17 protein-coding genes are annotated in these 25,319 nt (G+C 43.7%); 5 read left to right on the top strand and 12 right to left on the bottom strand.

Annotated features, from left to right (window positions below; genetic code table 11):
- Window positions 1-8 precede the first annotated feature (8 nt).
- The 3 genes from aceF (at window position 9) to FLAVO9R_RS20500 (ending at window position 4,187) form a co-directional block, all read left to right on the top strand.
- Window positions 9-2,012, top strand: a complete 2,004-nt coding sequence (gene aceF, locus FLAVO9R_RS15420) for a pyruvate dehydrogenase complex dihydrolipoyllysine-residue acetyltransferase (RefSeq protein WP_159532727.1) — start codon at window positions 9-11, stop codon at window positions 2,010-2,012.
- A 128-nt stretch (window positions 2,013-2,140) separates the two neighbouring features.
- Window positions 2,141-3,562, top strand: a complete 1,422-nt coding sequence (gene lpdA / locus FLAVO9R_RS15415) for a dihydrolipoyl dehydrogenase (RefSeq protein ID WP_159532726.1) — start codon at window positions 2,141-2,143, stop codon at window positions 3,560-3,562.
- A 181-nt stretch (window positions 3,563-3,743) separates the two neighbouring features.
- On the top strand, window positions 3,744-4,187 hold the full coding sequence (locus FLAVO9R_RS20500; protein WP_232370674.1) for a hypothetical protein: 444 nt from the start codon (window positions 3,744-3,746) through the stop codon (window positions 4,185-4,187).
- Window positions 4,188-4,234: 47 nt separating this feature from the next.
- Here FLAVO9R_RS20500 and FLAVO9R_RS15405 read toward each other — a convergent pair whose 3' ends face one another.
- From FLAVO9R_RS15405 to FLAVO9R_RS15395, 3 genes are all read right to left on the bottom strand, one after another.
- Complete coding sequence (locus FLAVO9R_RS15405; protein WP_159532724.1) at window positions 4,235-5,899, bottom strand: glycoside hydrolase family 28 protein; 1,665 nt, start codon at window positions 5,897-5,899, stop codon at window positions 4,235-4,237.
- A 62-nt stretch (window positions 5,900-5,961) separates the two neighbouring features.
- Entirely contained in the window at window positions 5,962-7,188 is a 1,227-nt protein-coding gene (locus FLAVO9R_RS15400; protein ID WP_052364424.1) for a sugar MFS transporter, read from the bottom strand.
- Window positions 7,189-7,190: 2 nt separating this feature from the next.
- Window positions 7,191-8,399: an AGE family epimerase/isomerase gene (locus tag FLAVO9R_RS15395; RefSeq protein ID WP_159532722.1), complete on the bottom strand. Its 1,209-nt coding sequence runs from the start codon at window positions 8,397-8,399 to the stop codon at window positions 7,191-7,193.
- Between the two features lie 442 nt (window positions 8,400-8,841).
- On the opposite strand from FLAVO9R_RS15395, the gene FLAVO9R_RS15390 reads away from it, so the two are divergent.
- Window positions 8,842-11,127: a GH92 family glycosyl hydrolase gene (locus tag FLAVO9R_RS15390; RefSeq protein WP_159532720.1), complete on the top strand. Its 2,286-nt coding sequence runs from the start codon at window positions 8,842-8,844 to the stop codon at window positions 11,125-11,127.
- Window positions 11,128-11,178: 51 nt separating this feature from the next.
- Here the strand turns inward: FLAVO9R_RS15390 and FLAVO9R_RS15385 are convergent, their stop codons facing one another.
- The 6 genes from FLAVO9R_RS15385 to FLAVO9R_RS15360 all read right to left on the bottom strand — a co-directional run bounded on the left by FLAVO9R_RS15385 (window position 11,179) and on the right by FLAVO9R_RS15360 (window position 20,072).
- Complete coding sequence (locus tag FLAVO9R_RS15385) at window positions 11,179-12,630, bottom strand: phosphoesterase (RefSeq protein WP_159532718.1); 1,452 nt, start codon at window positions 12,628-12,630, stop codon at window positions 11,179-11,181.
- 107 nt (window positions 12,631-12,737) lie between these two features.
- Window positions 12,738-15,443 (bottom strand): TonB-dependent receptor, encoded by a 2,706-nt coding sequence (locus FLAVO9R_RS15380; RefSeq protein ID WP_159532716.1) that lies wholly within the window; start codon window positions 15,441-15,443, stop codon window positions 12,738-12,740.
- 371 nt (window positions 15,444-15,814) lie between these two features.
- Window positions 15,815-16,903: an ABC transporter ATP-binding protein gene (locus tag FLAVO9R_RS15375; RefSeq protein WP_159532714.1), complete on the bottom strand. Its 1,089-nt coding sequence runs from the start codon at window positions 16,901-16,903 to the stop codon at window positions 15,815-15,817.
- 13 nt (window positions 16,904-16,916) lie between these two features.
- Complete coding sequence (locus FLAVO9R_RS15370; protein WP_197035934.1) at window positions 16,917-17,825, bottom strand: carbohydrate ABC transporter permease; 909 nt, start codon at window positions 17,823-17,825, stop codon at window positions 16,917-16,919.
- A 22-nt stretch (window positions 17,826-17,847) separates the two neighbouring features.
- A complete protein-coding gene (locus FLAVO9R_RS15365) occupies window positions 17,848-18,726 on the bottom strand; it encodes a carbohydrate ABC transporter permease (RefSeq protein ID WP_201299277.1) in 879 nt (292 codons plus the stop codon).
- A gap of 8 nt (window positions 18,727-18,734) precedes the next feature.
- Window positions 18,735-20,072: an ABC transporter substrate-binding protein gene (locus FLAVO9R_RS15360; protein ID WP_159532712.1), complete on the bottom strand. Its 1,338-nt coding sequence runs from the start codon at window positions 20,070-20,072 to the stop codon at window positions 18,735-18,737.
- A 259-nt stretch (window positions 20,073-20,331) separates the two neighbouring features.
- Here FLAVO9R_RS15360 and FLAVO9R_RS15355 point away from each other — a divergent pair, with 259 nt between their 5' ends.
- Window positions 20,332-21,324, top strand: coding sequence for a Gfo/Idh/MocA family protein (locus tag FLAVO9R_RS15355; protein ID WP_044057808.1), 993 nt, complete (start codon window positions 20,332-20,334; stop codon window positions 21,322-21,324).
- 22 nt (window positions 21,325-21,346) lie between these two features.
- Here the strand turns inward: FLAVO9R_RS15355 and FLAVO9R_RS15350 are convergent, their stop codons facing one another.
- Genes FLAVO9R_RS15350 through uxaC form a run of 3 tightly spaced genes read right to left on the bottom strand, consistent with a single transcriptional unit; the run spans window position 21,347 to window position 25,082 of the window.
- Window positions 21,347-22,153 carry a ThuA domain-containing protein gene (locus FLAVO9R_RS15350; RefSeq protein ID WP_201299276.1) on the bottom strand — a complete coding sequence of 269 codons (807 nt, stop codon included), beginning with the start codon at window positions 22,151-22,153 and terminating at the stop codon, window positions 21,347-21,349.
- The gene (locus FLAVO9R_RS15345) at window positions 22,150-23,661 is read right to left on the bottom strand and encodes a mannitol dehydrogenase family protein (protein ID WP_159532710.1); all 1,512 of its coding nucleotides are present in this window, start codon (window positions 23,659-23,661) and stop codon (window positions 22,150-22,152) included. The genes FLAVO9R_RS15350 and FLAVO9R_RS15345 overlap by 4 nt, the downstream gene beginning before the upstream one ends.
- A gap of 8 nt (window positions 23,662-23,669) precedes the next feature.
- Window positions 23,670-25,082, bottom strand: a complete 1,413-nt coding sequence (gene uxaC / locus FLAVO9R_RS15340; protein ID WP_159532708.1) for a glucuronate isomerase — start codon at window positions 25,080-25,082, stop codon at window positions 23,670-23,672.
- Between the last annotated feature and the right edge of the window lie 237 nt (window positions 25,083-25,319).

Here is a 25,319-nt window from a genome sequence, read left to right as displayed (position 1 = left end):
TTTTACATATGTCAGATATTCAAAAGATTATCGTACCGGATGTAGGCGGTGACGAAGTTGAAGTTATCGAGCTATGTGTTGCCGTAGGCGACACCATTGATGCAGATGAAGGCGTTGTTACTGTAGAAAGTGACAAAGCCTCTATGGACATTCCTGCACCATTTGAAGGTGAAATCGTTAGCTTATCTGTTGCCGTTGGCGACAAGATTAAAGAAGGCGATGTTATCGGCGAAATGAAAAAAGCAGGTGGCGAAGAAGCCTCTTCTGAAGAGAAAGAAGAGCCAGCTGAAGCACCAAAAGAAGAAAGCAAATCAGAAGCAGCGCCAGCAGCATCAGGTGGCGGTGAAGTGATAGAAGTTGCGGTTCCTGATATTGGTGACGACGGCGAAGTAGATGTTATTGATGTACTGGTTTCTGTAGGCGATACCATCGAGAAAGAAGATGGGCTTATTACGCTAGAAACCGATAAAGCGACTATGGATGTGCCTTCTACTCACGCAGGTACGGTGAAAGAAGTATTCATCAGTACTGGCGACAAAGTAAAAGAAGGTACGCTAGTTATTAAACTAGAAACCGCTGGAAGTGGTGAAGCAGCTAGCAGCGATGCGCCTGCTCAGTCAAGTTCTGAAAAAGCGGCACCTGCGGCTGAATCATCTTCTGACGACGCGGCTTCATCAGCCCCGTCATCAGCATCTGCTGGTGGCGTAGTAGAGGTTGAAGTACCTGATATTGGTGAAGACGGCGAAGTAGACGTTATCGATGTATTAGTTTCTGTGGGCGACACCATCGAGAAAGAAGATGGTCTTATTACCCTTGAAACTGATAAAGCGACAATGGATGTGCCTTCTACCCATGCAGGTACAGTAAAAGAAGTCTTCATTAAAGCCGGTGACAAAGTTAAGCAAGGTACGCTAGTTATTAAGCTGGAAACTGCCGGAAGTGACGGTTCAGCTAGTAGCGAAGCACCTGCACCGAAGAAAGCGGAATCTGCGCCTGAGAAGCCGAAAGCGGCTGAAAAACCAGCTGCGCAAAATAAGCCTCCTGTACCAGCACAAGAAGCTTCAGCGCCTAAAGGCAACGGTAAAGCACATGCTTCTCCTTCTGTACGTCGTGTAGCAAGAGAGTTTGGTGTAGACCTTACCCTTGTTAATGGAACAGGCCCTAAGAGCCGTATTCTAAAAGAAGACGTTCAGGCTTACGTGAAAGCTGAACTTGCTAAGCCTAAAGGCAGTACTGCAAGTGCAGCTGCACCAGCAGGCGATAACGTACTTCAAATTGTGCCGGTTAAACCTGTTGATCACAGCAAGTTTGGTGAAGTTGAAGAAGTTAAGCTGTCGCGTATTCAAAAGATTTCTGGTCCGTTCTTACACCGTAACTGGGCGACTATCCCTCATGTAACACAGTTTGATGAGGCTGATATCACCGACGTAGAAGCGTTCCGTAAAGAACAAAACGCGTATCATGCGAAAATTAAGTCTGGCTTGAAGATCACGCCACTTGTTTTCATCATGAAAGCAGTCGCGAAAGCACTAGAGAAATACGAAGTATTTAACTCTTCGCTTTCTGATGATGGTGAAAGCTTGATTATCAAGAAATTCATCAACATTGGTATTGCGGTAGAAACGCCAGGTGGCTTGGTAGTGCCGGTAATCAAAGACGTGAACAAGAAAGGTATTGAGCAGTTGTCTCAAGAGCTTATTGAAACGTCGAAGAAAGCACGCGACGGCAAGCTGAAGTCTTCAGATATGCAAGGCGGTACGTTCACCATTTCAAGTTTAGGCGGAATTGGCGGAACAGCGTTCACACCAATTGTGAATGCCCCTGAAGTTGCTATCCTTGGTGTTTCTAAGTCTGATATGAAACCGAAGTGGAATGGTAGCGAGTTTGAACCTCGTCTAATGGTTCCATTAAGCTTATCTTACGACCACCGTGTTATCGATGGCGCAGTAGGTGCAAGGTTCTCTACTGAAGTGGCTGCAAACTTAACTGATTTGCGCAGAATTATACTTTAAATAAAAAAACGAGAATGTTTGTTATATCATGAACATTCTCGGTGATTTTATAAGCCCTTGGGGCAGTATTTAGGTTATGCTATTACACACAAGGTGATAGATAACAAAAAATAGGATTGAGGTTCACAATGAGCGAAATTAAAACGCAATTAGTGGTACTGGGCGGCGGCCCTGGCGGTTACTCTGCAGCATTCCGTGCTGCCGACTTAGGCATAGAAACCGTTATTGTTGATTCACGCGAAGTGCTAGGCGGCGTATGTCTTAACGTTGGTTGTATTCCTTCAAAAGCATTACTTCACGTAGCGAAAGTAATGAAAGAAGCGAAGCACTTGGCAAGCCATGGTGTGACTTTTGGCGAACCTAAAATCGATTTAGACAAAATTCGCGAATATAAAGACAGCGTTGTAAAACAGCTGACTAACGGTCTTGGCGGCATGTCTAAAATGCGTAAAACCAAGCACGTAAAAGGTTACGGTAAATTTACCGGTGCTAATACCCTTGAAGTGAAAAATGGTGACGACGTTACTACTATTACTTTTGAAAAAGCGATTATTGCTGCGGGTTCTGAGCCTGTAAGCCTTCCGTTTATTCCAGAAGACGATCGTATTATCGACTCAACTGGCGCTTTGGAAATGAAAGATATTCCAGAGAAAATGCTAGTACTTGGTGGCGGTATTATTGGTCTAGAAATGGGTACAGTATACGAAGCACTAGGTTCAAAAATTGATGTTGTTGAATTTTTAGACCAGCTTATTCCAGCCGCTGATAAAGACATCATGAAAGTCTTCATGAAAGATTATAAAGAAAAATTCAACATCATGCTTGAAACCAAAGTGACTGCGGTTGAAGCAAAAGATGACGGCTTATACGTAACGTTTGAAGGCAAAAATGCACCTTCAGAGCAAGTACGCTACGACAAAGTATTAGTGGCGGTTGGACGTCGTCCAAACGGTAAAATGGTTGGTGCAGACACTGCTGGTGTTAACGTTGACGACCGTGGCTTTATCAACGTTGATAAGCAAATGCGTACTAACGTTGAACATATCTTCGCTATCGGTGACTTAGTTGGCCAACCTATGCTTGCGCATAAAGCGGTTCACGAAGGTCATGTTGCAGCTGAAGTTATTGCTGGGCAAAAACACTACTTTGACCCCCGTGGTATTCCTTCAGTAGCGTATACTGAGCCAGAAGTTGCCTGGGTTGGTGTTACCGAGAAAGAAGCGAAAGAGCAAGGTTTAAGCTACGAAACAGCGGTATTCCCATGGGCTGCTTCTGGTCGTGCCATTGCGTCTGACGCAACAAACGGTATGACTAAAATGATTTTTGAAAAAGACACTGGTCGTGTACTAGGTGGGGCAATGGTAGGTACTAACGCGGGCGAAATGCTTGGCGAAATTGGTCTTGCTGTTGAAATGGGGGCAGATGCAGAAGATGTTGCATTAACAATTCATGCTCACCCAACACTTAACGAGTCTATCGGCTTAGCGTCTGAAATCTTTGAAGGTAGTATTACCGATTTGCCAAATGCAAAGGCAAAGAAAAAGAAGTAAGTTATCCATAGTTTATGGATAACATTAAAACCCGCCAATTGGCGGGTTTTTTGTTTTTGGTCATAATTGAAAACGATTGTAATTACTTAATTCTTTTTTTAGGTATTCTTAGGTGGCGTAACTCAGAACTATTGCCTATTCTTAAAAGAGGAAGTTAGAAGTTAGTTTTAAACGAGATAACATGGTTCCAAGTAACTCTCGCATTACCACAAAGAACACTTCACACGTAGAAACCAAACACGCCGAGTATGATATTGAGCTTATAGGTAGCGTGCTTCGCGTCGACGGGCGGGGCGTGGTAAATGAAGCGATTTTGAAACAATATCACGACGATGTTAAAGAGATTGTGTTGAGCCTTAGAGGGCAAAAATGGGGCTTTTTAGGATTTGTTCAAGGTACGGGTATTTTAACCCCAGCGGCAGAAGCTACCCTAATAGACTCAATTAAACTTCGCAAAATCTATGGTATGTCAGCTTGTGCTTTAGTGGTGACAAACGCTGATATTCCAGCGCTGGTTCGCAGCCAGTTTGAACGGGTTTATATAGCTGCGGAAATCGATTACTTCTTTTGTGCTGATGAAAAAGAGGGGTTACAGTGGTTAGCCTCAAAGGGAGCTAAGCGGTAGGAACTGCTCAACCAAATGGTCAAGCAGTTAGGCGTTAATTTTAGGCGCTAGTCTTTTGATTGATGCCATGCAGAACGCGAAATAGGTGCTAGCTTCTGGTTGTTGTTTGGCGCGGCCAAGGCATCGACGTTAACATTTTTAGTATTGTGCAATACTAAGTGCGTATCGTTAACAGCGTGTAACGTTACGTCTGAAAGAATAATGCCGTTTACATCATCAAATACCAAAGCAGGTCTAAAATCGTGCTCTCGTGCGGTTAATGAAACATCGTTAAGCGTAATGCCCTTCACATGCCTGACAAAAAATCCCCAGCTTGGTAGTTCTCCAAACATGGTGTATTCCGGATAGGCATCGCGTTCTTGGGGAACCAAAAATAATTGATCGTATGGCCGATATGCCAAGCCCTTGTTAGCTCTTCCCGGATAGCTAATAGAAATGTGCTCAAGCGTAACATTTTCCACCAATGCATCGGGAAGGCCTGTTATTGAGGCTGGGATAGGGTTGAAGAACGTGTTTAGACCAGGACCACGCAAGTCATAATTAATATCTGCGCGCCCAAAGCTAATATGCGCATTTACATTAGTGATGCTGATATTTTTAATGCTACCAAGAGGTGTGTTTGTAGGTACATCCCGGTTACGTTGTCCTAAGCGAATGAAAATAGCACAACCTACGTTCTGGGCATTAATATTATTAATTGTGACGTTTTCCAGTTTTGCTCCGTCCACCGTTTCCAATGCAATTGCACTTCGGTACGTATCGAATACAGTAATATTTTCTATTTCTACATTGGTAAAACCGTTCTGGCTTTCGGTACCGAACTTAATCCCGTTGGAACTGGATCGTAGCACGCATTTGCCAATATATATGTTGTCATTATGTATATCGCCTTTGGTCGTAGATTTTAGGCAAATAGCATCATCGGCAGCGTTTACAAAGCAGCCAGTAATACGAACATTTTCACAATCGTTTATATCAATGCCGTCATTGTTCCAAAATGCATCGCTTTGTACCACGATATTGTCGATATGCAGGTTTTGGCAAGCTGCATAATGTTGAACCCAAAATGCGCCATTCTCAATAGTGATGTCGTAAACTTTGACAGTATTGCAGTGATGAACCGCTAGCACGCTGGGGCGATGGCGAGAACGGTTTCTTCTTTCATTAAAATCGCTTTCAATACGCTCTTTAGCATGATGCAAGCGGTTTATATTGAGCCCTAGTTGACGCCCCTGGCCATTAATAGTGCCCTTTCCAAAAATCGCAATATTGTGACAGTCATTAGCTTCTATTAACGCGTGAACTTTGCCGTTCGCATCTTCGTAGTCACGTATATTCGTACTGCCAAGCAATATGGCATTTTCGTCAATTTCTAGGTTAACATTGCTCGCTAGGTGAAGGGTGCCGCTTAAATATACTCCAGCAGGAAGCCAAACTGTGCCTATATCGCCACTTTCGCTGATAGCGTCGATAGTAGATTGAATAGCCTTAGTGTCGAGTGATTTGCCATTGCCCGTAGCGCCGTATTTTTTTACGCTTATTCGCTTGCCTATACTCGGTGAAACCCGGTTGCTCGGTTGTCGCGAAGTGCTAAATTGTTCGTAGTAACGTTCAAGCATTTTCGCCTGCAGAGTTCCTGAGAATAACGAAGCAGCAATCACACCCGATAGGGTGGTTTTCATAAAATGTCGTCGAGATGCAGGGGTAACCATGGTTAGAATCCTCTTTCGGCGTTTTTGACTAAGATTTAAAGAGTAATGTGGATTGACCTAAGCTAATTAATTTTGCTTCCTTTTACTGCATACCAAGCAATATATAGGTAGCTAATAGCCGGAATTAAAAAGCTCATCTGTAACCCCATGGCATCTGCTGCAAAACCTTGCAACAAAGGCAAAATTGCACCGCCGACAATACCTTGGCATAAATAACCAGAACCTCGCCCGGTATATTCTCCTAGGCCCCGAATTGCCAATGTGAAAATGGTGGGAAACATAATTGAATTGAAAAAGCCCACTGCTAATATAGACCACATAGCAAGACTTCCTTCCATATTTACCGCGATAACTATCATGCTAATAGCAAGTACAGCGTTAATGGCCAAGAGGGTTGTCGCTTTGATGAAGTTGAGGATGGCTGCTCCTATGAACCGTCCTACCATGGCGGCGCCCCAATAATACGAGACCATCTTACCTGCGGTGACTTCATTCATGTTGTCGATACCGAGCTGCATAAATAGGTTTACCAAATAACTGCCGATGGACACCTCTGCACCTACGTAAAGGAAAATCGCCAATACACCTAAATACAGATGTTTGTGCGCAAACAACGAGAAAGGGGGGGATGCCTGATCTTTTTCAACATGTTCACTAATGTTTGGGAGCTTCATTTTTAGAAACAATAACGCAACTATCACTAACGCCCCTGCAATAATAAGGTAGGGTGTTTGTACTGATTTTGCCGAACCTGCCTCACTGGTTGCAGCCAAAATAAGCAATGCACCAAACATGGGGCCTGCAGTATGTCCAACTGAATTAATAGCTTGCGCTAAGTTGAGTCGACTCGCTGCTGTGCTTTCTGGGCCGAGAACAGCAACATAAGGGTTAGCAGAAACCTGTAGCATGGTTACCCCTGATGCCAGAACAAATAAGGCAAATAGAAAGAGTGGGTACATGGATATCTCGGCAGCGGGATAAAATAGAACACATCCGCTAGCAATAGTTAATAGGCCCACCACTATGCCTTTTTTATAACCAATTTTTTCGAGGAAGCGGCCTGCAAATGGAGACACAATGAAATAAGCGCCAAAGAAGCAAAATTGAACTAATCCAGCCTGAAAATACGTTAACGAAAATGCATTTTTTAAGTAAGGTAGCAAAATATCATTTAGTGCAGTAATAAAGCCCCATATGAAAAAGAGTGATGTCATTACCATTAATGCAAATCGGGCATTAAAGGCCGCGGGGGAGGGTTGGCGTTCAGTACCAGAAGTCGAAATATGCATATTTATAGCCCTTCTGTAGTAGGTGGCATATGAGCGAGTACGTCGAAACAGGCACCCAATGTATGATAATCGCACTTGGCGCCAGCACTACTTTTTTCGTTTGAATAGGCGCTATTTTCACGGGTGAGAACCCTAAACCACGCACCATACTTATGGTCGACCATGTTCGTCCAACTGTATTGCCATAGTTGTTGGTACGCACTTAAAAATTCGTGGTTATCGGTTTCACTAAATAAGATAGCGGCAGCCGCAAAGCTTTCTGCTTGCACCCAAAAATATTTATCATCGTCACACCATTTACCGTCAGAATCGAACCCGTAGACTAGTCCTCCATATTGGTGGTCCCAAGATAAAGAGAAAGCTCGCTCAAATAGGGTTTTGGCACGTTTAAGTAGTTCCGGCTCTTCTATATGTTGGTGTAAGGCTAGCAGCAACTTACTCCACTCAGTTTGGTGGCCTGGTTGAAATCCCCAAGGTCGATAAAGGTTTTTGGGGTCGTGTTTATTGTATTCCCAATCTATATCGAAGTGCGTTGTGTAATGTTCCCATATCAGCCCATCAGACAGCGCAGCTTGGCGCTGCGTAATGTTCTGAGCAATTAGATAAGCCCGATTGAGATACTTTTCGTCATTAGTCGCTTCATAAGCCGAAATCATGGCTTCACAGATATGCATATTCGCGTTTTGTCCGCGATAGTCACTTAATAGGTCATCGACACTGAGCTCATCGGCGTATAAACCATAATCTTGTTGCCAAAAGCGACGTTCAAGTAATTGGAAAACAGCATCAATGTTTGACGTCACTTCTTTAAGACCCGCTTTTTGAATAGCGGCATAAGCTAACAAAACAAATGCGTATCCATAAGCTTGTTGGGTCATGTCTTCGGCTTGTTGATTGCGAATGGTCCACGCATACGACTGTGTTTCTTCATGCCAATGCGCTTGCTCTAAAAAATGTAATCCGTGCAGTGCAATGTCGGCATAATTGGGTTTATTAAAGACTTGGCTCGCCCTTGCAAAATTGACAATAATTCGTGTACTACTAACCAGCTGTTTGTATGTAGGGTCGAATATTTCTCCATCATCAAAATAATTTTGAAAATATCCTCCTTGAGGGTCAATCACCCGAGGCGTGTAAAAATCCAGTATTTTTTCACTGTGGTTGAGTAAGAACGCGCGCGAGTAAAAATTGTCTATGTGTTGAGGGGTCATATTATTACCTATAAACCGTGTCTAAAATAACAGCACAACAGGATGATGTTGGCGTTATTGCTAAAGCATGGCTGAAAATAGTTGTTAGTGCTATTTTATTGGTCAAGCCGATTTTTGAAAGGTAACATTTGCTCGTACAGAAACGCAATGTTTACTTTCATATAACATTCTTTTCACCAGTATAAGTCTATTTATTATGGCTTTATCGTTGAGTGGTAAACATTTTCGGGTTTACAAAAGCTATAGGAATTCAGGTTTTATTGGTTTGTCCAATTAAAGTGCCTAGTCGAGCGTTAACAAATTTACTGAGGCCAACGTGTCGACTGTTTACTACTATATGCGAGGTTTGACACCGGTGTCAAAGGCGTGGTAAAAAATACTAGTTAAAATTTCGTTAATAGCGGCTAGTTCCACAATTAGTTTGCGCTTAAAGGTCACATTAATGCTCAATTTGCTGAAATCTACTTTATTTCTTTCAATATTGCTTTGTTGTTCGATGAGTTTCGCTAAGAACAACTACCATGAATATATCGACCCCTTCATTGGTTCAGAAGGTTTGGGGAACGTGTTCGTTGGCCCCAGTAACCCATTTGGCATGGTGAAGCCAGGGCCAGATATTGGCACTCACAGTAATAGTGGTTACGACCCAGATTTAACCAAACCCCTCGTTGGCTTTAGTCAAATACACGTCAGCGGTACAGGTGGCGGACCTAAGTACGGTAATATTTCTATTATGCCGTATTCAGGAGATTTCGAGTCGGTTGCGCAAACGAGTTTGCGTGCCAATGAGCATACCAGCGTAGGTTACTATGCGACTGATTTGGTTAAGTGGGGAATAAAAGCAGAGCTAGCCACCGCCGATAGAGCCGCATTTCATCAATATACGTTTCGTGATAATCGCAACAATGCGATTAAAATAGACGGTGGATTTTTTCTAGGTGAAAAAGCCGTTCCTGATGCAAGGGAAGCACAGCAATTTGTTGGTTCTCAGGTAGAAGTCATTTCGCCAACTGAAATTCGAGGCTATAGTCGAATTCGCGGCGGTTGGAATAATGGTAATGCATACACGGTGTATTATCATGCCCAGCTTAATCAACCCTGTGATAGTTTTAGCACGTTCAAGGGTGACACCCTTTATCCGTCTATAAAGAGTCAATATGACTCGGGTGATAAAACGGGCGTAGTTTGCCAGTTTAGCGACCATAAAAGTAAAACAGTTAAGCTGAAAATAGGCATTTCATTTATTAGCGAAGCCAAGGCAGCTGAGAACCTTCGAGATCAAATACCGCATTGGAACTTTAATCTGGTACGAGAGCAAAGTGAACAAAAGTGGGAACGGTTAATTGCGCAAATCGAATTAGATAAATCAGCAAGCCGAGAACAGCGCGTCATGTTCTATACAGGGTTATATCATACGATGTTGATGCCGGTAGATCGTTCCGGTGAAAACCCGCTTTGGACGGCAACACCTTACTATGACGACTTCTACGCCATTTGGGATACCTTTCGTACATCTTCACCTCTCATCACCTTAATTGCTCCAGAGCGCCAAGCTGACATTATCAATGGCATGTTAAATATCTATCGCTACGATGGTTATCTACCTGAAGGGCGCAGCGGTAATACAAATGGTCGCACTCAAGGCGGTTCAAATGCTGATGTGGTCATTGCAGATGCTTACGCTAAAAATTTAAGCGGCGTTAATTACCACCAAGCCCTTAAAGCGATGATAAAAAATGCCACAGTTTCTCCTGGTGGAAATAGCGAGAAAGAAGGGCGAGGGGGCTTAGAGGATTACAACCATTTAGGTTATGTATCCACCGATTACGTGCGCGCGGGAAATCGCACCCTAGAATACGCATACAACGACTTTGCGTTAGCCACCGTTGCAAAAGGTTTGCATCGCATGGGGGAATATTACCGGTTTATTGATCAATCAAATAATTGGCAAAACTTATGGCGTGATACCGAGCACGACGGCGCTCGTGGTTTCATTATGCCCAAAGATGCTGATGGAAAGTGGGTAGATGAAGTTCCTTGTACTATCAAAGATGGTATAGCGCAGAACATTGAGTACACGCCGCTTGCGCAAGACTGGCCAAATTGTGTGTGCTGGTGGTGTGGTTTTTTCTACGAAGCTAGTTCATGGGAATACTCATTCTATGTACCTCATGATATTGCACAAGTGATAGAGAAGAGTGGCGGTAGCGATGCATTTGAAGCTCGCTTAAACACATTCTTTGAACACAACTATTACAATGTAGCCAATGAACCTTCGTTTTTAACACCAACGCTTTATCATTGGTTAGGGAAGCCACATTTAAGCTCTGACAGAATTAATAAAATCATCCAAGAACATTACACCAGCGCGCGAGACGGTTTGCCGGGTAACGACGACTCGGGCGCCATGTCATCTTGGCTGGCCTTTCACATGATTGGCCTATTTCCCAATGCGGGACAGCCATATTATTTGATTAACACGCCACAAGTGAAGTCGGCTACCTTGCATATTGAAGGGGGGAACACCTTTAAAGTGGTCGCCGATAAGCTTAGTAAAAAGAATCGGTACATTGTTTCTGCCAGCTTGAACGGCAAACCATTTAATAACACTTGGATAGCGCATGAAGATGTAATAAAAGGAGGAGAGCTGAAATTAAAAATGGCATCTAAGCCATCTGACTGGGGAAAGGGTAAGTTACCCCCTTCGTTGTCGACCATGCAAAAATAATAAGTGGCTCTGCCAACATACGATAGTGAGTATGTTGGCAGGCCGATAGGGCTAATTTAAAGTAATAAATACAGGGTTACTGTAAAACCATAAGTCAGACCAAGGATCTTCACCTGGCGGGTCTATTTCAGGTTCAAGTTCATCTGCATTGTTGGTGCCTCTAACACGAATGTAATGCCCTTGTTGAATATCGTTAAGTGACATTTCGATAACCCCATATTGTCCATCTACCCTCCACTTATCGGGTGTAAAACGATGAACCACTGGCGCTACATCAGGTTCATCGCCACTCGTTACGTTTCCAATAATCACATCCACACGTTCGACCTTTGGGTTCTGACGGCCAAAATTGTGATTGTCAGGGTCATGAAATCGTATTCTCACTGTGGCATCGCCACCCGACGCAATGGCGATTGTCTCACCTATATTGGCAGTCATATTGGCGTTACTTTTCACTTCAACAGACAATGAATCTATTAGATCGCCAGTGGTAACAAATATTTTACCGTCGCGCAGTGCTTGCATAATATCGGCGTATTGTTTGTTAGCAAAAACATAGGTTTTTGAATATTCACCCGGCCAAAAGTCTGTTCGCCCTTCTGTGTAATGCATATGGCTATCGGATGCTGCGGTTATCCACCAACGCCTACCTTCACTGAGCATACGATCCCATACACCACCTACAATAGCGGTCATCTGATCGAAGCCACCCATAGTAGGGAAATGATCGTAGCCGCCACGTTTTCCAGATTTCTTTATTGAGCCATCAGGGTTCAGCGCGTTGGCCTGGTGTCCTGGCGCACCCTCCATCCCTATCACTACATCAGGTGCGGCATCTTGCCAACCTTTTAGTTTCTCGGGGGTGACCTTTTTGAAGCTAGCAAGCTTGTCTGCTAAACGAGCAGGGTGGTTTACAATTAAAAGCGGTTTATCTTTCTCGGCTTGCATGGACTTTAGCGCTTTTAACATAAAGGCATTGGTGTCTCTGGGGACGGAATTGGGTTCAACCTCACGTCGATTAAAGTTTTTTTCTATACGAAAAAGTTGTTCAGCTTCATTCGCAGTATGTGGAATGATTAAACTACAGTGGCGTGCTCCTGGTGTGTCAAATTCCATTCCGTAAAACTGCAGTACTTCTGGTGTGGCCTTGCGCGATGCAACAAGCTCTGGATAGGCTTGATGTAAATTTACCTTACTATGAGCAGGGCCACCATGATCTGTGGTAACCATCCAACTAAGATTGTGATGTTTTGCCATTTGCGCGTAAATGGCGGTGGCGTACTGTGCATCTCCTCGTAAAATAGGCGTAGGTGGGGTGGTACTCCAATCCCATCTAGCACTATATTTACCATGGATATGGTGATCACCTGCTAGCCACTCTGGTGTTGTTGCCTGCTGTGTGGAGCTCGGCGGGATATTACTTTGGGGCTGGTCAACAGTACTTTTGCATGACGCTAAAAGCGGGAAAGATAAAATCACTGAGTACAATGCTGGGTAGCGCATTACAGGCTCCTAAAATTATGACCAAATTAAAAACGTCAACGTTACAATATATGTAGTAATAAAAAAGGCGCCAGAAAATTCAGGCGCCTTTGACAATAAGTAACGGATTAAAACTTATAAGTTACACCTGCCATATAGGTTCTTCCGCTCGTCGTGGTGTTGTATTGACGATCACTGGAGTCACTATACTGAACTTCTTGTTGATTGGTTAAGTTAATACCTTCAATGTTCAGCTTAAGTGCTTCACTGAGCTGATAGAAAGCCGAGAAATCGACATAAGTGGTTTCATGGAATCCACGTTCGTCTTCGTCGCCAAGGCCAGACTCAACGCTACTAATGTAACGGTCACGGTAGGCTGCAGCAATGCGAGCGCCCCATGTATCTGTTTCATAATAGACAGTTAGGTTGTAGCTACTTTTTGATAGCCCTTGGAATGCCTTAACTTGATCTTCCCCGCTACCTTGTACATTGCGGTACTTACTTGTGCCATCTGCCCAAGTGTAGTTAGCAATCATCCCCATATTGTGGAAAGGTTCGGGCAAGAAATCGAAATCACGTTGGAAAGATAACTCAAAACCTTTAATAGTGGATGCGTCGGCATTCTGCGGTGTGGTTACATTAAATTGAGTGTCCGAAGTGCCTCCGTTTGGCAACAAAGATTCAGGCAACGACAATTCTGCAAGGGTTTTGGTTTCAGCTGCTGTTTCCGTGACTATAAAATCTTCAATATCTTTGAAGAATACCGCAGCAGAAAGGTAACCAACGCCTTCAAAATAAGATTCAATAGAGGTATCAATGTTGACTGATGAATACGGTTCTAAATCAGGGTTACCTATTGATACTGAACCAATGTCACCTTCTGCCAAGGTAGCTTGCGAAACACTTGCTGAGACCGAAAGCGCGCCTAAAGAGGGACGAGTTAGATTTTTACTTGCACTAAAGCGCAGCAGTACATCTTCGCTTACCTCATACACCACATTCAGGGTAGGCAGTACGCCTGAGTAGTCGCGAACCATGGTAATGTCTTCACCATTAGAAACACCGCTAGAAGTCAGTTCTGTGTTGTAGTAGCGCAAGCCTATACTTCCTCTAAAGGTCGAATCACCCAGTATGCTATCCCAGCTATATAAGCCGTAGAGTGCTTGGGTTTCTTCTTGCACTTCGAAGGCATAGGTCTCTACAACAGTATCGTCTCCTAACGAGAGATCAGATAAGCCGTAAAACGCTTTAACTGCATCCATGTCTAGTTGTAACCAACTTTGATCTGGGTGATCAGAATAGACTTCAGTGATATCAGAAGAAATGGTATTTACGCCAGTATTAAGTGGAGTATCTTTGCTTTGCACATAGCCTGAATCACGTCTGCGTTCACCGGAGTTAGTGAATTTTTTATAGTTTGCGCCAAAACTGATTGTGCCAGAATCACCAACTAAGTACCTAAAATCAACTTTGGCATTATCGTAGTCGGTATTCATGTAGTCTTCTTGGAAGTACAAGTCTTTAACTAACCAACCGTCAGTCGATGTAGGATCGAAATCATAGGTATTTACGCCATAAAAACGGTCTTGGGTGAAATCTGTGGTGATGCCGCTTCCTTCGCGCATAAGGTTAGCTTTATTAACCTTAGGTTGATTGTATTCAGAGGAACTTGTGCCTATTTGTGCTTCTACCGATAATGCATCTGAAATGACCCAATCTGCATTGAACGTAACCTGAGTAAAGATTGACTCATTATAATCTTCACGCGACTCTGTTCGTACAGTGGTATCAGAATAACGGGCGAATACCACTTCTTTATCACCGTTATTATCAATATATTCAAGCTCTTCCACGCGACCTAATGCGGTACTACTTGAGCCGCCAGTAGATATATGGTGCTCATCTAAGGTATTGTTCAGTTCGCCTCGCATGAAGTCTAGGCTTAAGTCTACGTCATCTGATGGACGGTACTGCAAAGAGGCAGTAATACCTAAGCGTTCTTGTTCGTTATTCCAGACAGAGTAGCGGTTACCTCTAGAAAACCATAGATCGCCGCTTTCAAGCAATGCAGCAGTGCCTGAGTCGATGCTATCACTATAGTCTGAAGTGCTTTTTTTACGCCATCTATAAGTGTTGTAGCCGTGCTCGCTAGACTTCCTTGTGCTATAAGCAACAGAGGCCAGTGCGCCAAACTTATCCCACGTATTAGAGACCATGCCTACAAAGCGATTGTCAAAATTGTCAGTGTTAGTATTTGTGCCACCTTGTACACCAACCACCCCTTTAGGGCCGCTGAAGTCAAAAGGCTTGGCCGTTTTCAAATTAACAGTACCACCGATACCGCCTTCTTCGATTTCGGCAGAATACGATTTCTTAACATCAATTTGGTTAAATAATTCAGATGCGAAAATGTTAAAGTCAAAAGCCCTTGAGCGGGTAACGGCGCCCCGGCTGTCCATAGGAGATGAAGACGAACCTAAGGCTTCCATACCGTTAACTTCAACCCGCGTGAATTGAGGGCCCATTCCGCGAAGTGATATTTGTCGTCCTTCTCCACCTTCACGGGTAATTGCTATCCCGGGAACACGCTGTAATGAATCAGCTAGGTTTAAGTCGGGAAAATCAGCGATGTCTTCTGCAACAATTGAATCTTGTGCAACTAATGATTCGCGTTTTAAGTCCTTGGCTTTTATTACTGCGCCACGAAATCCTTTTACTTCAATTATTTCTAGCGTGTCATCAGCCGATTCTTGGGCGATGACAGGTATAGCATATGTTGTGGATAGGGCAGTAATTACACCCAAAGCTATTGCGGTTTTTACTTTTTTATTCATGGTTGTCCCCTGATTAACAATTAACTAACATGAATTTATAGGATTAATGACACCGGTGTCAACAAATAATCAAAATTTTCACCATTTTTTATTCTATTGTTAACTTTTGTGTTTTTTTTAAGCTATTTTTCCTTTGTTGTCTGAAATTTCGGCTCTTTGTGTGTGTTTATTCGTCTTTGTGGCTTATTTTTCGTTAATTTTTTGTACGGGTTAGCGACTTTTTTAGGGTTGATGATACCGGGGGCAGGCCATTAAAATTAGGGGTGGGGCGGTTTGAAAAGTCTGGGTAATTGAGCGTTATGTTAACTCTTCACATGAAGTGGCCTTAGCGTCGCACTAAGGCCTGATATTGTGTTACTAGCTAGAACCATTTACGCTGAGTTTTGTACAACATTTAAAACGTCTAGCTTGGGGTGTATTCGTTCGCCGTTCTCGTCAAACAAAAAGCATACATCGGGATTTATTATCAATCCAACCCTTTGACCTTCTGCAACGTCGGTATTTCCTTCTAGCCTCACAACCACTTGTTGTGCGTTATTTGCTTCAACATGGATGAATGTTTCTACGCCTAAACGTTCCACTAGAATAACGTTCCATTCGTTCCCCTGATGATCAATATTGACATGCTCTGGTCGAATACCTAAATTCACCAGAGTGGCATTGTGATAAGTTTGGGTTAAGGAGACATCTTGATTACACTCTCCCAAGAAGCGATTATCTTTTATTGCCCCCGGTAGCAAGTTCATCTTGGGAATGCCGATAAATTGTGCCACAAATTGATTGTCAGGCTGCTGGTACAGAGCCATAGGTTTACCGACTTGGGCTACTTTTCCTTGATTCAACACAATGATTTTTTGTGCCATAGTCATGGCTTCTACTTGGTCATGTGTAACGTAAATCACCGTTGATCCGAATTCCCTATGTAATCGCATAAGTTCAGCGCGCATTTGAACTCTAAGCTTGGCATCTAGGTTAGATAACGGTTCATCAAACAATATGAGTTGCGGGCGTTTTACAATTGCACGGCCGATGGCAACCCTTTGTCGTTGACCACCAGAGAGTTCAGCCGGTTTGCGTTTAAGTAGCGCAGTAAGTTCTAGCATTTCTGCCGCTTCTTTCACGCGTTGTTTAATTTCCTGCTTGTCCACTTTTTGAAGACTAAGGGCAAACCCAATATTTTCTGCTACCGTCATGTGTGGGTATAGGGCATAAGATTGAAATACCATGGCGATACCGCGTTTATCAGGTGATACATGGTTAACAACCTGTCCCCCAATTTTTAATTCTCCGCTAGAGATATCTTCAAGGCCAGCAATCATCCGCAGTAGGGTAGACTTGCCACACCCGCTGGGGCCTACAATGACCGCGAATTCACCTTTCTCAATGTGAATATCCACACCTTTTACAATTTCAGTATTTTCAAATTGCTTTTTTATATTGATCAATTCAATTTGTGACATGTTGGTAACCTTTCTATCCTTTTACACCGCCAGAAAAAGTTTGTGTTAGAAACTTTCTGGCAAACGAAAATGCAATAACAGCGGGGAGTGTGTAAATAACCGCAAGGGCGGTAAGAAAGCCATAATCAATGGCATCAACCCGCAGAAAGGCTCTAAACATACCCAGTGGTAACGTTTGCAGTTCTGGAGAAGACGTAAACATTAATGGCATCAGAAAATCTCCCCATGCATTAATAAATGCAAATAAGCCAGCGGCGGCGAATCCTGGGAGTGCAAGTGGGATAAGTACATGACGTACCGTCTGAATTTGGCTGGCACCATCAAGTGCAGCGGCTTCTTCGTAATCTTTAGGGATAGCGTCAAAAAATGTTTTCATTATCCAAATAGCCAGTGGCAGCTGCATGGCTGTATGGATGAGTATCAGTCCTAGATAGCCATCAACAAAAGAAAAAATTCGACTCAATACTAACTGGTGTTCAACGTTATCGGTAATCGAGATAATAACGCTGTTTACCATGTCATTTAACGCTAGCATAACCTTGTAAACAGGAACGATGAGCGCCGGAGGTGGCACTATTCGAACGAGAATAATGGCGTATAGCAAAGGGCGTTTCCACCAGGCTTTTGTTCGAGATAACGCATAGCCACCAAAGCCGGCGAATATTAAGGTAAGTAGCGTGGCCAACCCAACAATCAGCACCGAGTTAACAATCCAGCGCAGGCCACTTTCATTAGCAAACAGGTTCCAAAAATGGGCGACGGTAACGTCCTTAGGGATCGCGAGAAATTGCGTTGCATTCGGGTCGAAAGCGGCAAGTAACACCCAAAAGAAAGGAATTAAACAGAAAAACGAAATCATGATAAGTGTCATGTAGGCTTTTCGATTTGAAGCACTCTCTGGCAGGCTGTGTGTGTGAGTCATAATAGTCACTCCAGTTTTCATACTATACTTCTACCTTCAATGCGCGCACGTAGACTGCACCTAGAATCATAGATACCACCAAACTCACCACGGCTACCGCTGCGCCATAGCCTAGTTGAAAAGAAGTGAATGACTGATTGTAAATATAGATACCCAATATTTCGGTGCTATTTGCAGGTCCCCCTCGGCTGAGGGTGTAGACAAGCCCGAATATTGCAAAAGTGGTTACCGTAGAGATAAACATGTAGAGAAATATGGTCGGCATCATAAGCGGTAACGTAATACGGGTGAAAATTTGTCTGTCTGAGGCGCCATCCACTTTGGCCGCTTCGTAAATATCTTTAGGAATAGATGCCAAACCTGAGGTTAACAAGATCATCGAAAAGGCTATACCTCGCCATGTGTTCACGATAATAATTGAAAACAAAGGAAAGCTATAAAGCCACTGCTGCGGCTCAATGCCAAAAGAAGTTACGATACGGTTTAACGTGCCATATTCACCACTGGCAAACATAGATATCCATAAAAAGCCTACGACCATTTCTGGCACCGCATTAGGTAGGCATATGATGGCATTAAAAATAGATTTGTATTTTACAGGGCGCTGAAGACAGATGGCCGACGCAAAGCCCAATACAAATTGCCCAATAACCGCAGAACCTATTACAAAGATAAGTGTAACTTTGAGCGAGTTCCAAAATAGTGGGTCGCTAAATAAGCGGCTGAAATTTCGAAGCCCCACAAACGATGACTCTTTTGCTGCAAAGCCAAGAAGTGCATCATTGGTTAAGCTTAACGAAAACGCGTAAAAAGCAGGAAAAACAATAAATGCACCCATTAGGAGTAGCGCGGGAGCCATCATAATGCGATAGCCCAATTGCCTTTTTGATTCGAAACTCATTGCCATACCTAATCCTCACTTACCGCGTTGTCACCCAACACACTTGCCACGTACGCTTTCAATAATTGTTGCGCTCCTTTTGCATCTTCTCGACCAATTAAAACTGCTTCTGTTGACCTTGCTACCCCAGCCATTACTGCATTCGCTCCAACGGTGGAGCGCAAAGCGCGGGCCTCTGGTAGTTGAGCATGTGCTTCCATTAAAGCACCTAGCTGATGAAAATCTGCGTGATCTCGTGCATCCATGCGGGCGGGAACATTACCTAAGTTTCTCGCGTAGGTGAGCGCTACATCAACCGACCCTAGCGCAAGCGCTAGCTCTGTTGCCATGTCGAGCTGGCGGCTTTTTGCATTAACGGCCCAAGCATAAACCATAGATGCCAGCACGAAAGGTGGCGAGCCATCGGCTGTGGGTATTTTCCAATTGCCTACTGCCTGTTCCACGTTCTTAATAGGATTACGACTACTGGCTCCCCAATCGAAAACCCGGCACCAAGTACCACAGGTTGTGATCATAAGCTCCCCTTTGGGAAACATTTCGTACTTGGGAATAACCCAAGGTTCTGGGTTGAGCAGCGGAGTCACGGGAAGCAGTGCTTCTTGTACCAGCGTTTGATAGAAACTAAAGGCCTCAAGGACAGCGTTGTCGTTAAGTTGGTATTGCCCCTGTTGGTTTATCAAGCGGTAATCTGAAAAGCCAGCCAACAGGTAGCGTAGCCCTTCGGTATAGGAACCCATTCCCCACGTTAAACCTGCTGGAAACAATAGAGGGAATTGACCGGTTACCTGTTTAATCGTACGCGCGCGGTGAAGTAATTCTTGCCAGCTTTTCGGTTGGGTAGTGTCTATACCGGCAGCCTCAAGTAAATCATGACGATAATAAAGTTGTTCAATCGCTACAATGGAAGGCACGGCATAGGTGCGATTGTCGAAACTCCCTTTTGCCAGCGAACTGACCAGCTTGGGTAATTGTGAATAGCCATCCCAGTTGTGCATCGCCGTCGTTAAATCGGCTAAATATCCAGCTGCGGCTAAATCGTCTAGTTGCACATCGCGGGGGATAGAAAAAATGTCTGGGGCGTTTCCTGCTCGTAGTTCAGTAACGAGTTTGGTGAAATAATCTTGTGCTGGAGCTGGATATTCTACAATTTTCAAGTTGATTTCTAGGCGCGCTTCAAGTCCCTCTTTTAACTGATAGAGCGCGTTTAGCCTGGCTGATCTATGTTCGGCAATTACGAGAGTTGGTTTGGTGGGATGACTTTTTTGTGAAGCTTGAACCATTGCGCAATCGCACATAAAACAACTAAAAACAATAATAGCGACACGATGTGCAAAACTACCTTTCATCGCGCGTAACCCCTGAACTGAGAATAAAGAGTGCTAATTTAATTACATTGTTCGTCAAAATCATAACAATATTATTTGCCTGCATTACATATAATTTACATTTTTAATATCACGAATATTGACACCGGTGTCAAGATAAAATTTAATATAACAAAGTTTGTTAAATTTAACCGAAAGCCAACACGTTAAATCCGGTAAGGTTATAACGCATTAGCCAATAACGGCTAGCTTGGTGATGAGAAATTCAAGGAGATAATAGATGGCGCTTAAGTTAGCGGTAATTGGTTGTGGTAAAAAAGCCTCTCAGTACATTGAAACGTGGATTTCACGTTCTGATGTGTCAATAGATGCAGTAATGGATCCAAACGAAGATGCCATGACGTTGGTCAAAAGTATCGCCGATCAGCAAGGCCAACCTCAGCCTGCGTGCTTCTCAAGTTGGGAGACCTTGTTACAAAGTCAGAGTGACAATCTAGATGCTGTTTATATTTGCACTCCCCATGCTAGTCATGCTGAACAAGCTGAGATGGCGCTTACACTTGGTCTGGATGTGTTATTGGAAAAACCAATGGTAACCAGCGTAGATGAAGCGAATCGACTCATCGCGGCACAAGAGTCTTCAGGTAAGGCCTTAGTGGTTGCTTATCAAGGCGGGCTTTCGCCTCTAGTACAACAGCTAAAACAAGATATTTTGGCTAATACATATGGAGAGTTGGTGAGTATTACAGCGTCTATATGGGAAAACTGGGCCACCACATACGCTGGCCATTGGAAGCAAATTCCTGCTGTTTCAGGAGGGGGCTTTATGTTTGACACTGGCGCGCATATGATGAATACCGTCTCAATGTTAGCCAATAGCCCGCTAACCAACGTAACGGCAAGTATGCGCAATCTTGATTATCCGGTAGACATTGTTACCACGGTAAGCGGTGAACTTGAAAATGGGACTTTGTTCAATTTGCATGCCTGCGGTAACAGCATTCGTTGTACTTCACGCATTGAATGTTACTTTACCGATTACGTGGTGAGAGTTTGCGCATGGGGACGCTGGATGGAAATAGAGGACAGTGATGGCAAAGTGGTTAGAAAGGAGCAGGAATCTGCGAATAACCTAATGAACGTTTTCCAGCAAACCATAACGGGTGAAATTGATAACCCTTCAGATGTGCGCCAAGGTTTAGCGATGGCAAAGCTGTGGGATGCAATCAAGCTTTCTGCATCCCAGCAAGGTGCAATGGTTACTGTTGATTAACCTAATAAGGTATAAGCCAGCGTTAGCGCTGGCTATTTTTCTTTTCGGTTTTTTCGGCAATCATTAATTTACGTGGCTTCTTGAAGTAAGTTTGCTTCGGGGCTCCTGTTTCTAACGGAACTGGGCGCCCCCAATTTTGCATTGTCCAGCCACTTTCGTGGGGTTGCTGTGCCCAAGCGACCGCATTGGCTAAAATCTGAATAATGGTTGGATTTCGGTAAATGGGGAACGTTTCATGGCCTGGCGAGAAAAAGAATATACGCCCTCTTCCACGTTGAAATGTGCAGCCACTTCTTAGTATCTCACCCCCTTGATACCATGAGGTGAAAACCAATTCATCGGGCTCAGGAATATCAAAAGGCTCACCGTACATTTCCGATTGCGGTAGCTCCACTTGAGGTGGAATATTAAAGGCGATTGGGTGAGAGGGCTTCAAACACCAAACCCGTTCACGTTCTCCGCCATCGGCTTCTCGCCAACTCAAGTTACAACTTGTTCCCATTAAGCGTTTGAATATCTTGCTGTGGTGACCACTGTGCAAAACAATTAACCCCATTCCGGCGAGCACACGGGCTTGTAGTTTATCAATAATGGCGTCATCGAGCTCATCGTGATACCGGTGGCCCCACCAAATGGCCACGTCAGTTTTTTCGATCAGCTCATCAGGCCAACCTTGATGAGGATCATCTAACGTGGACAACGTTAAATTAAAACCAAAGGGTTTAAGCGCGTCAACAATACAGCCACCAATGGTTTCTGGGTATACTTCTTGAACGTCTTCATCTTCTTTTTCATGCCGACATTCGTTCCAAACGGTAACATTAATCATGATAGCGCTCCTAACGGTTTGATACTGTAATCTTGTACTTCCAGTAGCAGGCTTTGTAGTGCGGTTTGCACGCCATTCGCCAAAATATAACTTAACCAATACGTGACGCGCTGACTGAAAATATCGGATTGCGATAGGCTTGCTGGGAACACGCTACTGACATCAAGATATTGGCGAATTAATTCATCAATATGATCCCAATGTTGTTGGCGAATAATTAGCAGCGTATCGGCTAAAGGATCTTGTACTTCAATGGTGTCGCCTTTTTGATCAAATGCCATGGTATAGCGCAGCCAACTTGCTATCGCAAAGCTCAAGCCTTCAATTGACTCCTGGCTTGCAATCCTATCAATAACGGTATTAAGAAGGCGTTGAGGCAGTTTTTGTGAGCCATCCATCGCGATTTGATACGTACTGTGATGTAGCACGGGGTTGCGAAATCTTTCCAATAGATCATTGATGTACTGCGTTAAATCTAAGCCGGGTGGGGCGGATAATGTAGGCATGATCTCATTGTGCATCACATGCTTTAAGTACTTTGTTAAATACTCATCGGCCATGACTTCATGCACGTGCTGATAACCGCTAAGGAAGCCAATGTATGCTAAAGCAGAATGAGCACCGTTAAGTAATCTCAACTTAGCGTTTTCAAAAGGTTCCACATCTTCAACAAGGGTAACACCAACGTCTTCCCACGCTGGTCGACCGGCCACAAAGTTATCTTCAATCACCCATTGGCTAAACCGTTCTGATTTCACTAGGCCCAAATCCTGGATACCGTCTTGCTGAAAGTCTTCAATATCCTGGGGGGTAGTAGCAGGCACAATTCTATCTACCATGCTATTTGGAAACGAAACATGAAGCTTTATCCATGCCACTAAATTGGGATCCAGTTGTTCAGCAAATTCGCAAATTAAACCTTTTAACGTTGTCCCATTTTGCGGTAAGTTATCGCAGCACAACACTGTGAGCCCTTGTCCATGAGAAGTGAATCTTTTCTGCAAGCTTGATGCAATAAAGCCTATTGCCGATTTAGGCTTATCTAGGTTTTCTAAATCATGCACAATAATTGGATTGCTGAAGTCTAGTTTATTGGTCGCGGGGTCGTGGCAATATCCTTTCTCTGTTACGGTTAACGAGACAATTTTAGTGTCAGGCTTCGTCATTAAAGTGAGTACAGCTTCAGGGTTTTCTGGGGCGACAAGTAGTTGCTTTACAGCTTGTATAAGCGTTGCAGATTTTCCGTTTTTGTCCGACTCAATAACGTGATAAAGCCCATCTTGTGGGGCAAGTTGTTCGCGGACACTGGCGCTACGCAAAGATACCCCCGCGATATACCATGGAGCGCTCTTGCTCGTTAGGTTAACATTGTCGGTATACCAGGCTTGGTGCGCGCGATGGAAGGCACCAATACCTAGATGCACAATACTAATCGGGGCATTTTTACTACGATAGTTATCTATATCTAGCGTGGTGAGTAGTGCGTCGTTAAGTCTGTTCGTAGCCATTGTTTCCCTCACAGTTTGTATGCTTCCTTCGCTAGGTTGTAGGCTAAATCTTTGGCCAATGTCACGGCTTCTGATTCATCTAACATGTGTCGTGCAACCAATTCAGCTAAATAGGTGCAGTCCATGCGTCGCGCAACATCATGTCTTGCTGGAATAGACAAAAACGCACGGGTGTCGTCGTTAAAGCCTACCGTGTTATAAAACCCCGCCGTTTCGGTTACTGAGCGCCTAAAGCGCATCATACCTTCTGGACTATCATGGAACCACCATGCCGGGCCCAGCTTTAAACTTGGGTAGTGGCCAGCTAATGGTGCTAACTCACGGCTGTACACTGTTTCATCAAGAGTAAACAGAATGATACTCAGATCAGTGTTGTTACCGAATTTGCTAAGAAGTGGTTTTAACGCATTTACATACTCTGTGTTGGCTGGAATGTCCGCGCCTTTATCTCTCCCATAGTGTGCAAAGAGTTGCTGGTTATGATTTCGATGAGAGCCAGGATGTATCTGCATAACGAGTCCGTCATCCAATGACATCTCTGCCATTTTCACTAACATGTGGGCGCGGAAAAGCTCGGCATCGTCAGCGGTTGGGGTGTCTTGTACTTTTTGAAATAGTACGCTTGCTTGTTCATCGCTTAGATTGGCTGTTGCAGCAGTTGGGTGACCATGATCCGTTGATGTAGCGCCCATCTCCTTGAAAAATAGACGGCGTTGGCGAAGTGCATCCAAATACTGTGAATACTCTTGACAATCTAAATTAGTTAATTCGCTGAGCTGAACTAATTTGGCATTGAATTTTTCATGCTCAGGATCTACCACTGCATCGGGTCTAAAAGCGGTAATAACCTTGCCTGACCAATCACTGTTTTTTATTTTCTGGTGGTGTTTAAGGTTATCAGTCGCACATTCTGTTGTGGCAATGACTTCAATATTATAACGATCGAATAAGCTTCTTGGCTTGAAAGCTTCGGTTTGAAGGGCATCGTTAATGACCTGATAGTAGTGCGAAGCTGTGCTACTGTTTAGTTTTTCGGTAATATTGAAAGTATTCACAAATACATAGTCTAACCATATCCGTGAAGGCGTGCCTTGAAATAGGTGATAGTGATCGGCGAAAATTTGCCAAGCTTTTTCGGGGTCGGCGTTGGCATGGCTGCCATCTTTTCTAGGAATGCCCAATTGGTCTAAATCCACCCCCTGGCTATACAGCATTCTAAACACATAATGGTCGGGGTGAATGAGTAATTCAGTAGGGTTTGAAAAGTTTTTGTTCTCAGCAAACCAAGCAGGATCAGTGTGTCCATGAGGGCTAACTATTGGCAATTTTTCAACGTGTTGGTATAGATTTCTTGCGATATCTCGCTCAATCTTATTCGATGAAAAGAGGCGGTCAGGGTGCATAGTTAACGTGCTGGCCATAGAGTCTCCAAAACTTTTATTTATTGGTTCATTGGCTTTCACTTTGAAAAAGTAGGAAAGTCAGTAAACAGTAAATTTAACGATAAGTGTGTGTTATAAAGATATTTGACACCGGTGTCAAATATAGTGCAATAATAAGGCGGTACCAGTAGGTTCTGCTTTGCGTCTTACAAACGCTGTGTTATTCCAATATGGTGTGGCCAGTTAGATAGGTACGTAAAACACGGTTGGCGCAAA

The sequence above is a fragment of the Alteromonas sp. 38 genome, assembly GCF_902506055.1.
Classification (GTDB): Bacteria; Pseudomonadota; Gammaproteobacteria; order Enterobacterales; family Alteromonadaceae; genus Alteromonas; species Alteromonas lipotrueae.
The sequence above is the reverse complement of the archived record's forward strand: the minus strand, read 5'-3'. Positions and strand labels throughout refer to the sequence as shown.